This is a genomic window from Dysgonomonas sp. (assembly GCF_035323175.1).
Classification (GTDB): domain Bacteria; phylum Bacteroidota; class Bacteroidia; order Bacteroidales; family Dysgonomonadaceae; genus Dysgonomonas.
Map to the genome: position 1 here is coordinate 1 of NZ_DAOKYH010000022.1, position 14470 is coordinate 14470.

Genomic DNA, 14470 nt, shown 5'->3' on the forward strand with positions numbered 1-14470 from the left:
TCACCTTTTTTCTACCCTTAAGTCATATATAGATAAATAATCCTGCCAATGATGACATTGACAGGATTGAATTATAGTGGATTGGAAATCCTTAATTATAAGTCTTCGGATTTCAAATCCGAAGGGACGAAAGTGGCGAATAATAATAATAATAATAATAATAATAATAATCTAACATATAAGAAACTTATATATACTCCTCTCCGTTTATTTAAATCTAGTTTCAAATTGCCTTGATACCCCTGTTTTTTTCTTAATAGTTATATAACTATCACCTTTATGTTTAATAATAGAGTCATAAGGAGATGCAAAAGCCCAAGACTTCGAATAGAACTCTGCAATAACTTGAATTGTACCCTTATCTTTTGTTGTTATTTCAAATGTATACACATCATGGTTCCAAGAATCTTTGTAAATCTTTGTAATAAGTCCTGTGTAGTCCTCGTTAATACATGCTTGTCTATATTCCTTATTACTACCTGCTATACATAAAAAAAATATTATAACAACAAAACAATATTTTTTAATCTTCATTATTTATTTTGTTTTATGTAAATACAAAGGAGATGTTGTATATGTTCTTTTTACGCTCCCAGAAAAAAGAGTTTTTGATCCAACAGAATATCCTATACTTCTCATATTCCAATTTGTTCCTGCTTTTTCGTCATATTTATAACTACCAGTCTGACCTATTTCAACAGGATTTGATTGAACTACATCTTTACTCGTTCCTATAGTTAAGCCGCCTGCACCTCCATCTAGTGCCCATGCTGGCCCTTTTAAAGTTTCAGCTGTTGGAACTGCATCTCCAACGTAATTTCCAACAACTCCACTGATACCATGAGAGAAATCAATTCCAAAAACAAAGCCTCCCGTTAAATTTATAAATACACCATCACTTGGTATATATCCAAGATTTAATTGAGCACTATATCCCAAAAGAAAGGAGGTTGTTACCCAAATGGTCAGTCATATAGTAATGATAAACTCCTCCTTCTATAGATCCTCCGTCAATCACTGGCTATCTCTATAGCTAATAACAAACTTAATGAAAAAGTGACAACCAACGATCACAGGAGCGAAGCGTATGTAAAAGTAACAGCTTTTTGCATATATTTCTCTGTCACCTTTTTATTCCCTTAAGTCATATATAGATAACTAATCCAGCCAATGATAATATTGGCAGGATTAGTTTATATCAAATAAATATACTGATTACTATTAATCTTCGAGCAAATCCGAAGGGACGAGGAAGTACTGCCTATCGGCACTGAATTCTGTGTATGGGAATTAAACTATCTTTATTTATTATTTTATATGTTTTTGTTATAATCTCATAGTCCATATTTAATTGAGAATAATCTTTATATCCAGCAATAGAATCTTTAAATATTGTTAAAGCGTTAATATTAAGCATATCTTTACTGCAGATACTATGTGCATTGTAAAAGACTATTAAATAACCGTCAAAAAAGGTATAACCATCAATTCTGTCTGCATCATAATAAAAATCAGTACTGATTTTTATCAAACAATTTGAGAAGTTATCAAATGATATAGTTACTATTCTTTTTCCTTTCATAGGATATTTATACTTAATTTTCTGTTCCTCAATAACTTCTTCTATCTTGTCAGTAAGAGATTTATTCATTATATTAGTCAAGTCTTTTTTTCTATTATTCTTTTCTATACAAGAAATAAAGATTAAAAGTATTAACACTAAGAATATTATTTTCTTTTTCATTACTTACTATTAATTATCTTACCAATTTTTATATCCTAATACAGTTTTTCTAAGTTGAGTCGTACTTTTAATCGGCCCTAGCAATTTACTCGTTGTTTTATCATTAAAATAAATTAGACTTTGGCTATTTTTATGATAAATAAAATGTTTAGGGTATGCAGTAGGATATTTTTTATTTACACTCTTGGCATTATTATATCTTTTTGCTAAGTTAGACATATCCCCTCCTTCATATCCGAACGGTGAAATTTGCCCTGATGCCATTTTTGTATCATCTCCACCAGGATGCGTATGCATATTAAAAATCATATCTTCATCTCCATATAAGCCATGCCTATAACCAACAGCTTCGTCCGAAAAACTTGTTCTAAGCACGTAACGGTTTCCTCCTTTTGTGGATTGATAGCCGTCTAATCCCCATTCTACATCTGAATTATCTGAGGCAAACTTAAATACATTAAATGCATCGTTTACATTAGACGTTGTTACAAAAGAAAAATCATTTTTCCAACAAATGCAGGTAATATTTCTTTATCATCTACATTTAGCGACCTGTTGGTAATCATAGTATACCCATATTGATCTTTTTTGTTGCAACTAACTGATCATGTTTATCTTCCGTTTTCAAAGCAAGAGTAATCTTACCATCTTCTCCTATTAAATAAATATCCATACCATCTGGATCTATATATTTCAGTGGATTATTTGCTACATAGACATATGGAGATATTGAATAATATTTCTCTGCTAACGGATCAACTGTTGTAAACCTTCCCACTGCACTTTCATAATACCTTGCCGAATAATCATACAGGTTCAATCCGTGCATCTGATCCAGCTCCTTGCCATTGTATTTGTACGGCTGTTTCTTGTGTTCATCTACAGTATTCTCTGCAAAAGCTGTTCCGAACGGATAGTAATGATTTCTTTGGGTTACCGTACCGCTTGCATTCACCACCACACGGTTGTTACCCAAATGGTCTGTCATATAGTAATGATAAACTCCTCCTTCTATATATCCTCCGTCAACCAGTATGCTATCTCTATAGCTAAGAACAAACTTAACGAAAAAGTGACAACCAACGATCACAGGAGCGAAGCGTATGTAAAAGTAACAGCTATTTGTATATATTTTTCTGTCACCTTGTTTATTCCCTTAAGATCATTATAGATAAATAATCCTAAGAATAATGAAACTCACAGAAAGGTTGAATTATCATGTATTAGAAATTTTATTTCACATTTATAATTATTGTATATACATTACTTAATCTTTAACACTCTTAATAATATTAGGCAGGCAATAAACTCTTTGTATATTCTAAAGCTAATTATATATAAAAGCAGATTACAACTTAAAAAAAGTTGCAATCTGCTTTTATATATAATTAACCTTTAATGGGTAATATCACTTCTCTGTAACCATGAGTGTGGCTTTATCGATTCCCTGCGAAACATCTATAACAAATTTATATGCTTTACCTTTAGTTAGCGTTTTACCCGGAGCTAATGCAATATTACCTTTATCTACCCCATTTACTGATTGTCCTTGTCCTATAATAAAGACTTCACTATTCACTGTAAGTGTCTCTGGGCCGAATGATGGAGCCCAATCTTTTGTATGGAAAAATACAAAATTAACTCTGTCTGCGATTATAGTCTCTCCTGCAACAAAAGTTATTTGAAATATACCATTTCCCATAGGAACCATACATACACCTTTTTGGGGATCCCATCCTGTATTTTTCAATGAAGGTTTTCCTTGACTATCACCAATAAGCCATATTGTGCCAGTCCCATCAGCTTTTAAACTTGCCAGATTTTCACCATCCATCACTTCTACCTTCAAGTATTTTAAGGAAAAGTCTGCACTTATACGGTATTTACCATCGATAGCATTGAATATAAGCTTGTCATCATTTTTAGAGAAAAAGTCTTGATCTACCCACCATTCGTCAAAGCCATCGATACCATCAACCTTAACTTCCTGTCCTTTGGTTAACTGTAAATCTATCTTAAAGTTATCATCGTCAATTTTTTCCATTTCAGTACCATTTATTGCATAAGCGACAATAAATGGGGCTGCCGTATAATCGAAAGTGTTGAATAAGATTGTATACTCGCCAGATGTAAGATTAGAGAATGTAATATCATTAGTTGATCCTTGAGATATCCCATTATCCTCCCATCCAAAATTTATAGAATTACCTATAGAAGTAACAGTCGGACTCTTAATAAAACCTTTAATCTTTTGGGGAAGATTCGTAGTCAATGCATAACGATTTTCACCGATGCGTTCCATTCGGTACTCCTTGTCTTTGGTCACAAAAGTTAAGTAAGGGTATTGAGGTCTGATAAGAAGAAGTTCGTATGTTTTATCAGTAGTTGTAAAATTTATATTCTGTAAAACAAACTCAAGCTTAGCTATACCATCAGGAATTTCTTTCAAAAATGGTACAAATATCTTACCCGAGTACTCTCCCTCTGTTTTAGTTCTAATGACTACATCTGATACGATCTTTTCTCCATAATAAAGCTTAACCTTAAGTGTAGAAAGAGGTACATCATCTGATACATTTACTTTAAAAGGTAGACTATCTCCGAACATTGCATTAGAAAACTCTGTTTGAATATTCATAGTGGGATTCCCAGTTTTTTTGTCGCTATCATCGTCCGAGCACGATAAAAATAATGCTACAGAGAGTAAAGATATATATATAAATATTTTCATAATTTTTAAGATATTATAATTATTAATTAAACCAACGATAAGAAACAACCGATTGAGCTGGAATTTCATGTGTAAAGCTCTTTGTTCCATCATAGACATTTATTTTTTTCAACTTACTAGATTTATTTAGTATAACAAGGGCATAACTGCCATCAGTATTCTTAAATGCTGAATGAATTAGCTCCATATCTTTATATCCAGAGGTACCTATGCGTAGAGCTTCGGGTTTAACTACAGAAGAAAGGTGAGATATTATGAAATAATGAGAATTACGAGTAATTGTTTTATAATCTACTTTATTGAGATCAACCGCCCCATAACATACGTCACACCCACCAGGTCTAAATGGACCTCGCTCTGTATCCAGCATCAGATTCCATACAATCACAGCTTTACACCAATTATTTATAGTGCCTAATGCTATTTCCTCCATATCATCTATCAAACGTTTCTGAAAATTGTGACCATCATTCCATGTCCCAATTGAAGTCTCTGTAAATATAAGTTCTTTCTCCGGATTTGCATGATGGATATCTAGAAGCTCATCTTTACTTCCTCCATAATTATGATATGCTGCACCTGCAACATATTGAGAAGTTTCAACATCTTTATAAATCTTTAAAGGAAACTGAGTTTGATCTTTAGTATCATCTTTACCCCTGTCATAGTCATAATTATGATCATACAAATATATCTTTGTTGTTACTCCCGCGTTTTTAAATTGAGGGCCTAAAGCTGTTTTTACAAACTCATTCTGTTCTTTCCAGCCCATAAACATAGAAGCGGAATTACCTCTGTTTAAAGGCTCATTTTGAGGAGTTATTGAGTATATTTTAATACCATGATCTTGCATTGCTTTTATCCACTTCACAAAATAGACAGCATAATCCTGATAATATTTTGGATTTAGTTGACCACTTGTCCATGAGTTATAAGCTCTCAAGTCCTTCAAATTATTAACTTTCATCCAAAGAGGTGCAGTCCAAGGAGAACCCATTACTTTTATATTAGGGTTGATTGTTAATATTTCCTTGAGTATAGGTATTACATATTCTAATTCCTCACTCTGCAAAGCAAAGTTTTCGAGCCCCTCTTTATCACAACAAGTATATTCACTGAGTGAAAAATCAGAACAGCCGATAGCTATTCTGACATAGCTATACCCAGCGCCACCTTTCTCTGAAAATGTTTCATTCAGAAATTTATCACGATCAAGCTTTTGCATTTGCAGCAAATTATAGGCCGTAGATCCAGTTATGGCAGCGCCAAAACCATCCATTATCTGATATGTTTGATTCGCTATCAAGTTAATTGTTAGAGGAGACATATTATCTGTCTTTTCGCTAAACGGAATCTCTTGTTTTACAAATTCTAAAGATCGTGTATTAGTGGTGACATATACAGTCACCACTTTATCATTTACAGCTATATCATCTATCTCATCCTTATTACTTATTCTACTCCCACTACAAGAAAAAAGGACTATAGTGGATAAGAATAGAGTAAAAGTATATTTCAGTATATTCATTCTTGTTTTTCTATTTGTATGATATAACTTTTAATACCCTTCATTTTGGACTATATTGGGGTTATTATCAATCACAGATAATGGAATCGGCAACCTTTGAGAGTTTTTTGTAAAACTCCATTTTATAGGAGTTCGCCCACTATCCTTTACAAAAACATTATTCATAACGCTTTCAACTAAGTCTAAGCGAATCAAATCAAACCAACGTTGGCCCTCAAATGCCAACTCCATTCTACGTTCTTTCATCAGAGCTTCAAATAGTTTATCTTTACTTGATTTATCGTCATTAGATAAATTTGGCAATTGAGCTCTTTTTCTGATAGTATTAATAATATTGGCGGCACCATTTAGATCCGGTGAAGATTTTAATAACAAAGCTTCTGCTTTGAGTAGTAATATATCTGCATAGCGCAAATGAATGATACTACTTTGAGATGAACGACATTTGTACATGAAAGGATAATTATCTTTAGGATAATAAAGAGACCATCCACATTCGTAATATACGATAGATTCCTTATAGCGTTTAACATCATTCTGTATTTCATAAAGTTTTATTAGATCTCTTGAAGGTGTTACCCATTTATTCCATGTAAAATTTGCATCCCAATTGAGCAAATCTCGTCCAAACATCATGTAACACCAATTGCCTCCTCCTGCAACAAAATGAGCCTCCAATATAGACTCTTTTGTATTACGAGCCTTAATGTCTGTAACCTCATTATTCATCCCAAACAAAAGAGTATAATCATCAACTAAGTCTATTCCATCTGTAGCAACCTCATCGCAATACTGAACTACCTTGTCATAATCTCTTATTGGTTTTTCTGCATATACCTTTGCTAATAAAGATCTAGCGACAGTTTTAGTCATCAAAGTTTTGTCTGCATTGTTATTGTTGGGTGCATGTTGAGTCGCAAATAATAGATCTGATTCTAATTTCTTATATACATCTATTTCTGGAGTCTGAGGAGGAAAATATAATGGGTACACTTCTTCAAAATTTTCAGAGGTGATATCCGGTGCTATAACTGTCACCAATGGTATATTTCCCCACATACGTACCATGTCAAACAATATTAATGATCGAAATATCATTCCTTGTGCTTGATATTCTTTAATTTCTGTATCGGTCAAAGATTTATCCCCAACACTATCTGCGTATATTATCAACTTGTTTGCCATCCCTACTTGCTTCAAGTAGCGATTCCAGTCTCTACTCAATACTGTATTTGTACCATCTATAGAGTTGTCTTCAAATGGCAATACTTCGGCATTAAAAGCTCCAGCATAAGCATTATCGGAGTGGCTATCTGTAAGCAATATTTTATCGATATACCATTCCTGATCCTTCAATTCGTTATAGAGAGCCCTTAATTGAGTTTCAACAGCTGCTTTATCTTTGAATACGACTTCTTTTCCGCCCTGATTGAAACCTTCTGTCACATCAGAATAATCTGATATTGGATCATGATCGAGCGAGCATGATGTGGGTGCAAGAACGATAATTCCACCTACGATAAATTTTAATATATTTTTGAGTATCATAATTACTTCGATTTATTTGTTAGAATTCTAGATTAACACCAAATACATATGATTTGCTATGAGGATAAGTACCCCAATCTATACCTTGAACGGCTCCGCTATTTCCCCATTGATTAACTTCAGGGTCCATTCCAGAATAATTAGTCCAAGTCAGTAAGTTATTTGCTGTAAAATAGGGCTGTAAACGACTGATACCTAGTTTCGTCAAAACATTATTTTTTATATTATATGATAGAGAAACACTCTTCACACGCAAATAACTACCGTCCTCAATGAAATACGTAGAATTTTTCATATCAAATCGAGCTTTAGGAACATCCGTTATTTGTCCAGGGATTCTCCATCTGTTTAAAACAACGGTAGTCTGATTTTTATCATCATACATTCCTTCTGTTTCCATACGAGACGCATTGTAAATATCATTTCCGTAAGATCCCTGAATAAAAATGCTTAAAGAGAAATTTTTGTAAGAAAAATTATTTGTCAAACCAAATGTAAAATCTGGATTAGGATCTCCGATATATGTTTGGTCTCCCGGGCTAACTTTTCCATTTCCGTCTAAGTCTCTATACATAAGCTCTCCGGTTTCAGGATTTACACCATCACTTATATATCCCCAAAAACTACCTAAGGCTTTCCCCGGTCTGTTGTAAACAACACTAGCATTTACATGATCACTAGTTTTGCCATCATCGTACAAAGGCTTAGTTTGGAGTTTAGTCAATTTATTTTTATTAAATGAAATATTAAAGTCTGTATCCCAAGAGAATTGCCCTTGTATATTTCTAGAATTAACAGCAACTTCAAAGCCACTATTTTTCATTTCGCCCTCATTACGTTGTATTTTATCAATGGAACTTGCTCCTGTACTTGGCATAGTTACATTCATCAACATATCTGTAGTTTTCTTGTGATAATAATCAAGAGTTACATTCAAGCGACTTCCGAAACCTGTAAAATCAATGCCAACATTGCTTTGTGTTGTAGTTTCCCATTTAAGATCTTTAGCTCTTAAGTTATCTTGAATTAAGATTGGTACAGCATTTATATATTTATCTTCAAACCACGGTAAACGTTGTACTCTATATCGCTGTAAATAAGCATAATCATGAATACCAGACTGATTACCAGTCTTACCCCATCCTGCTCGAATTTTGAGATCATCTAACCATTCAAAGTTTTTCATAAATTCTTCAGAAGAGATCCTCCATGCTGCAGAAGTAGACGGAAATGTACCCCATCGACTATCTGGATGTAATCTAGAAGAAGCATCTCTACGAACATTTACAGTTAATAAATATTTACTATTATAGTTATAAGCGACACGGCCAAAATACGACATCATACCCCATTCTGATCCTGCACTTCCAGTATTATCCCATGCGATTTTATTAGCTACATTTAACGTCTGGATGTCAGAAGACCTATAATGGGATCCATTGATCCAACTATTAAGATACTCGGATTCAGTATACGAAGTCCCTAACATTGTCTCTAGGCTATGTTTGTTAAAACGCTTACTATAAGTAAGTATGTTATCAAAGGTTATTATAGAATTTCTATTTCTTTCATCTTTACCTGTACCATTTTGTTGACGTCCCCAACTTGTAGTTATCGGGTCTAGAAATGCTGTATTTAAACCATTTCTTCTATCAAGACTAATAGTTGACTTAAAATTTAGCTCAGGCATGAAAGTAATCAACGCACTTCCTGATAGAATTAGACGATCTTCTCGTTGTTTATCATTTTTGCTTCTCTCCATATTCTCTAATGGATGAGTTATATTTGCACCATTAAAGTCGTCATAGTACTGTTTAGGGTTATTAGGATCCCAAACAGGAGCATAAGTTGGTGTGTTTATTACAGAGAGGACAACCCCTCCACGATTAGATCCTTGTCCTGTAATTAGGTCATTTTTAGACCGATCTGAATAAGAAATATTTGCTGTAACCTTCAGCCATTTACGAACATCATTTTCGATATTTGCTCTAATATTGTAACGTTTATAAAATGCAGCATTTAATGTTCCTTTTTGATCAAGGTAGCCCGCTGATAAAAAATATTTCAATCTGTCAGTTCCATCAGAGACCGACACTTGATAACTTTGTGTACTACCTGTTTGATACGCTTCCTTAAACCAATCAGTTTGGTCTTTAAGCCCATCTGGCAATACATTTCCTAACTCTCTTTGCAACTCAACATATTGTTCTGTATTCAGAACCTTTATATTATTGATTACTTTATCAAAACCATATTGCGCATTGAATGTTATTTTAGGTTCTCCTTTTTGACCACTTTTAGTAGTAATTAATACAACTCCATTAGCTGCTCGTGAACCATATATAGCTGCAGCCGAAGCATCTTTCATTATCTGCATACTCGTGATATCATTTGGCGCAAGAAAATCGATCTTATCGACAGGCACCCCATCTACAACATAAAGAGGATCGTTACTTCCATTAAATGAAGTTGTTCCACGTACACGAATAGATAATTCACCACCAGGAGCTCCACTAGGCTCTATAACAGATACTCCTGCTACCTTTCCTTGTATAGCTTGTCCTGCAGATGTAATTGGTCGTTGATCTAAATCTTTAGTAGATACGGTTGATATGGATGTAGTAACATCTTTACGCTTTGCGGTTCCATAACCAATTACAACTAGTTCTTCGAGATTATTAACTTTTTCTGATAATTTTACATTAATAGTAGTCTGTTCTCCAACAGAGACTTCTTCTGTAGTCATTCCAAGTTGAGAAAATACTAAAATGTCTTTTTGATTAGCATTTAATGTATACATACCATCAAGATCGGTTAGCACACCTCGGGTTGTCCCTTTAATTACAACGCTGACAGCTTGTAGGGGTACATTAAATTCATCTACTACTGTTCCTGTTATTGTCAGCTCTTTGTTTTGAGCAACACCAAGAAGTGGACTTAAGCAAACTAAAAAGAAGAAAAACCAGTAGAATGGTTGCTTTTTACTACTACATCTTTTCTTAGACATGAGACTCTTAATCATGGTTATTAAAATTTTAGTGTTTTAGTATTAGAAATTTCGTTTCACTGTTAGTTTACTCTTTATCTTATAATATATCTATTAAGAATAAACTATATGTGAATAGAAAATCAATTGATTCAAAGGTATCCAATCAGATATATGGCATAAATTCTGGTGAGTATAAAAGTAGTTAAACAAAAACACAATGCACTGACAAACAAATTATTAAAACAAAAAAAGATATAAAAAAAGTAGTAAAAATATGTACTACATCATTATTATTATTCTATTTTATTGAAGCTATATTCAACCTTGCTTTTTAAAATATCAACTCTATTTTTAAATTTCACTCGATAGTTATAAGTATTTCCCACGAGGTAGAGTATTTACAATTGACAAAATTTAGCTGTTATACATTACTATAATTAGATTTAAACAATATCAGTTTTGAACATTTACACCTCCTCGTACAAAAAACAGCCGAATTCTAATAATATCTGACTGAGTAGGCCACAAGCTTTAGTCGTACTGTATCACTCTTTTAAAAATAAAGCTGAAAACAAAGAGTATTCTGAAATCAGACTTAGGCCGTCTATTTTTATAGCTAAGGCTGACTGAACTAAAAAAGATACAAAAGTAACAGCTTTTTGTATATATTTCTCTGTCACCTTTTTTCTACCCTTAAGTCATATATAGATAAATAATCCTGCCAATGATAATATTGACTGGATTGACTATTTTGAATGAATACAAACCCCTTCCGATTAATACTTCTTATTCAAATCTGAAGATTAATAAATAAGTTACCGAACTCCTCAAAGAGGACGTCAAAACATTTATAAAATAGAATTTGGAATAAATACCTATCTTTGATGAAAACATTTTGTTTTTATTAAAGAGAAATAGATATGACACCAACTAAAGATATAGAAGATATTAAAGACATAAAGAAAATGGTTGATATTTTTTATGGTAAGGTCAGAAGAGATAATTTAATTGGCCCTATCTTCAATGATAAAATACAAAACCATTGGCCGGAACATCTTGCTAAATTATACTCTTTCTGGCAAGGAATACTGTTAGGGGAAAAGACTTATGCGGGATTTCCATTCCCTCCACACGCACAATTGCCTATAGACAAAGAACATTTTGACCGATGGCTAGACCTTTTCACAGAGACAGTGGACAGTCTTTTCGTTGGGCCAATTGCTAATGAGGCTAAAAACCGTGCATATAAGATAGCTGATATATTCCAGGATAAATTAGCGTATATACGTGACAAGGCAAATAAATAACATGCAAATATTGTATAAAAATTAATCTCTATATTTGTACTTTATAAATTAAATAGAAAATAATTATGATGAAACCACGTCTGGGTATGAGTGCCCGAACAGGTGATAAATGTCCTAAAAGTGGTGTATGGAGAGCTATGGGAATAGCAGAATCTGTTACAATGTCTATATCTCGAGGAAATAGAATGCCTATGCATGAGAACAGACATATAAACTGGAAACTAATTATAATGTTTTAAGTCATGCTTTTGGGGACATGGTGTTACTTTTCTGATAGATGTAATTTAATTTTTCAAATTTTACAGAAGAACATCTATTTATACAATCAGACTTAATATTCCCTACAATAAGTATTCTTCGTTATAGAGCATCATTAATCAGGAAAAGAAAACTTCCAGAGTAATAAAACAAAAGGCAACCGTTATGGTTGCCTTTCTTATTCGTCACGAGACACTAGCTTTTTGTCCTTGAAAGAAATAAAAGTATTTAGATTGGTTTTATTTTAAGTTTAAGAACCTGCTTTATTGTAACATAAATGAAATTGTTTTTTATTTTTTTTGTAAAAAAGTCTAACTATGGAATCACAGAACGACGAGTACGAAGAATTAATCTGCGAAGAGATAAAGAAATTAGCAGCTATTTTCCTGAAAGAAGCAGGAGAGTTTTATCCTTTTGCAATAGGAATAGATACCTCTAAACAGATATATTCAATAGCTGCTTCAAATGAGGAAGAGTTTCCAGATTCTCAAACCTTAATTGATATATTGGAAAATAATATCCCTTTAGATATTATTGAAGGTAAATATTTATTGGGTGGAATATGTCTCGACATTTTTAAGTATGAAAATATTGACGGTATTCAAGTAAAAAAAGATGCTATCGAAATAAGATTTATTAGGGAGGGGTATTATAAAAGGAAGTATTATGTCTACGAACTAAGATCAAACGGAGATGCGATTTTTATTAAACCGAAATAAAAAATCCGAGCAGAATTGTTCGGATTTTTTAATATTGTTTGATATCTTATTTTTTACTGAGTGTTTCTGAAATATCAATTTTTCCTTTTTCACTAAAAGATGAAACTTTATCATTTTTGTTGATAATTACATTTATGTTATCCGTTTTAGCATCGTAATAAATTATAGTCTGAAAACTAAGGCAATCATGTTGTTTGCATCCAGAAAATTTATAAATACCACTCTCTGAAACTATTGGAGTTTCAACATTAAAATTCTTAATAATAGCATCATATTCAGAGCCGGTTATAGTCTTTAGCCTATCATTAAATAATTTGTCTTCAAAAATTTTCACCTCTAAAGGATATTTTCCTTCATTTTTCACGATGATATTATTCGGGTCTAAAATCTTAATTTCTTGAACTGCATTACCAGAAATAGCGGAAGTAATTGAGTCCTTATTTTCTGAGATTTGATTGGATGACTGTTGCTTCTTGCAGGAGGAGGCTCCTAAAGACAATGTTAAGGATATTGCCATAAATAATATTGGTTTCATAATTATATAAATTAAAGATTAAAAGCTAAAAATATAAACAGAAAAAATCCAAGTGAAATAAAAAAACAAAAATTACAACTCCTTAACAATTTATAAACTACTTCATTCTTACCAACTAAATATTCCGGATACATTCGAATCGCTTTTAATATATTCAGTTATCTATTCGAAAAATTCAGCTAGTATAGTCATACTACTTGGTGTATCATCATGGGCATTTCAAGTCCATTCTAATATGAGACTCCTCACTTTATAAAGTTTTTGATTTATAGAGCATCACATTAACTGTTGTATTCATTGGTTAAACTGGTTTAACTCTCTGTTTAACTTTGCTTGCGCAACGACCTAAACCAGACCTTCCACAAACAAAAAAACACCTACAACATTAATTGTAAGTGCTTCCCTAGTGACTGAACCATATTTAGTCGATACCCTTTCTTTTACAGAAGCGGAATCCAGAATAATAGAAGAAATAAGACTCTATATTAGTGGTGAGTTTACAATCTCCGATATTAAACGAGCCAGACTATCGGAAATGTTTCTGAATGAGAATGGCGATCGCTACTTCAAAACAAAGATATATTTCGTTACTCTGGACGAGAAAAGTGGCTCGGAAAAGAAAACGACAGTTACAATGTTAGCACAGGCTAGCTCTTTAAAAGAAGCTTTGGAAGTTGTCGAAAAAGGGATGTCGGGTACTCTTGCTGACTATGAAATAGCAAGTTTATCAGAGACGGCAATCATGGATATATTTCCTTATGACCGTAAAAAAGTCGAAAAGCCGATACAAGAACCTGATATTTTTAAGGATGAATATGAAGATCCATTATTCGAACAATCCAAAGCCTTAGTTATCGAAAAAAATACAGCAACAACCTCCATGCTGCAACGACAATTTTCTATCGGTTATGATCGCGCAGAACGATTAATGGACGAATTGGAGCACAAAGGAGTTGTTGGCTCTTTCAATGGAGCATCACCAAGAGAGATTATCTATAATGCTGTGGGTATGACTTAAAACAAGCAAAGAGAGTTCGTAATGGAAAGAGGCTTTTATTAATCGTCCTTATATTTTAAATATAAAATAGTACGCATCGACATGAAACCTCTC

At 32.9% G+C, this 14470-nt stretch carries 14 protein-coding genes and 1 pseudogene; 5 read left to right on the top strand and 10 right to left on the bottom strand.

Annotation, left to right across the window (positions count from 1 at the left end):
* Nucleotides 1-207: 207 nt before the first annotated feature.
* The 9 genes from PKC55_RS16245 to PKC55_RS16285 form a co-directional block, all read right to left on the bottom strand.
* Nucleotides 208-534 (bottom strand): hypothetical protein, encoded by a 327-nt coding sequence (locus PKC55_RS16245; protein ID WP_291126622.1) that lies wholly within the window; start codon nt 532-534, stop codon nt 208-210.
* Nucleotides 535-537: 3 nt separating this feature from the next.
* On the bottom strand, nt 538-939 hold the full coding sequence (locus PKC55_RS16250; protein WP_283687701.1) for a hypothetical protein: 402 nt from the start codon (nt 937-939) through the stop codon (nt 538-540).
* A gap of 322 nt (nt 940-1261) precedes the next feature.
* Nucleotides 1262-1744, bottom strand: coding sequence for a hypothetical protein (locus tag PKC55_RS16255; RefSeq protein ID WP_283687702.1), 483 nt, complete (start codon nt 1742-1744; stop codon nt 1262-1264).
* A gap of 18 nt (nt 1745-1762) precedes the next feature.
* Nucleotides 1763-2269 carry a JAB-like toxin 1 domain-containing protein gene (locus PKC55_RS16260; RefSeq protein ID WP_324373582.1) on the bottom strand — a complete coding sequence of 169 codons (507 nt, stop codon included), beginning with the start codon at nt 2267-2269 and terminating at the stop codon, nt 1763-1765.
* 37 nt (nt 2270-2306) lie between these two features.
* Nucleotides 2307-2834, bottom strand: a complete 528-nt coding sequence (locus PKC55_RS16265) for an RHS repeat domain-containing protein (RefSeq protein ID WP_283687703.1) — start codon at nt 2832-2834, stop codon at nt 2307-2309.
* Between the two features lie 318 nt (nt 2835-3152).
* Nucleotides 3153-4475, bottom strand: a complete 1323-nt coding sequence (locus tag PKC55_RS16270; RefSeq protein ID WP_291126619.1) for a DUF5125 domain-containing protein — start codon at nt 4473-4475, stop codon at nt 3153-3155.
* Nucleotides 4476-4497: 22 nt separating this feature from the next.
* Nucleotides 4498-6003 (bottom strand): endo-1,6-beta-glucanase, encoded by a 1506-nt coding sequence (locus tag PKC55_RS16275; RefSeq protein ID WP_291126617.1) that lies wholly within the window; start codon nt 6001-6003, stop codon nt 4498-4500.
* 30 nt (nt 6004-6033) lie between these two features.
* On the bottom strand, nt 6034-7551 hold the full coding sequence (locus PKC55_RS16280; protein WP_291126615.1) for a RagB/SusD family nutrient uptake outer membrane protein: 1518 nt from the start codon (nt 7549-7551) through the stop codon (nt 6034-6036).
* 19 nt (nt 7552-7570) lie between these two features.
* Entirely contained in the window at nt 7571-10558 is a 2988-nt protein-coding gene (locus tag PKC55_RS16285) for a SusC/RagA family TonB-linked outer membrane protein (protein WP_324373578.1), read from the bottom strand.
* A gap of 902 nt (nt 10559-11460) precedes the next feature.
* Between PKC55_RS16285 and PKC55_RS16290 the strand changes: the two genes are divergently transcribed.
* From PKC55_RS16290 to PKC55_RS16300, 3 genes are all read left to right on the top strand, one after another.
* On the top strand, nt 11461-11847 hold the full coding sequence (locus PKC55_RS16290) for a group III truncated hemoglobin (RefSeq protein WP_283687708.1): 387 nt from the start codon (nt 11461-11463) through the stop codon (nt 11845-11847).
* Between the two features lie 65 nt (nt 11848-11912).
* Complete coding sequence (locus tag PKC55_RS16295; protein WP_167755472.1) at nt 11913-12086, top strand: hypothetical protein; 174 nt, start codon at nt 11913-11915, stop codon at nt 12084-12086.
* A 336-nt stretch (nt 12087-12422) separates the two neighbouring features.
* Nucleotides 12423-12824 (top strand): hypothetical protein, encoded by a 402-nt coding sequence (locus PKC55_RS16300; protein ID WP_283687710.1) that lies wholly within the window; start codon nt 12423-12425, stop codon nt 12822-12824.
* Between the two features lie 46 nt (nt 12825-12870).
* On the opposite strand, the gene PKC55_RS16305 is transcribed toward PKC55_RS16300, so the two are convergent.
* The gene (locus tag PKC55_RS16305; RefSeq protein ID WP_291126610.1) at nt 12871-13359 is read right to left on the bottom strand and encodes an Ivy family c-type lysozyme inhibitor; all 489 of its coding nucleotides are present in this window, start codon (nt 13357-13359) and stop codon (nt 12871-12873) included.
* A gap of 406 nt (nt 13360-13765) precedes the next feature.
* On the opposite strand from PKC55_RS16305, the pseudogene PKC55_RS16310 reads away from it, so the two are divergent.
* Both PKC55_RS16310 and PKC55_RS16315 read left to right on the top strand, forming a co-directional pair.
* Nucleotides 13766-14152: pseudogene (locus PKC55_RS16310) on the top strand (DUF4494 family protein); the annotation flags it as partial.
* A 6-nt stretch (nt 14153-14158) separates the two neighbouring features.
* A complete protein-coding gene (locus PKC55_RS16315) occupies nt 14159-14377 on the top strand; it encodes a DNA translocase FtsK (protein ID WP_524536948.1) in 219 nt (72 codons plus the stop codon).
* Nucleotides 14378-14470 lie beyond the last annotated feature (93 nt).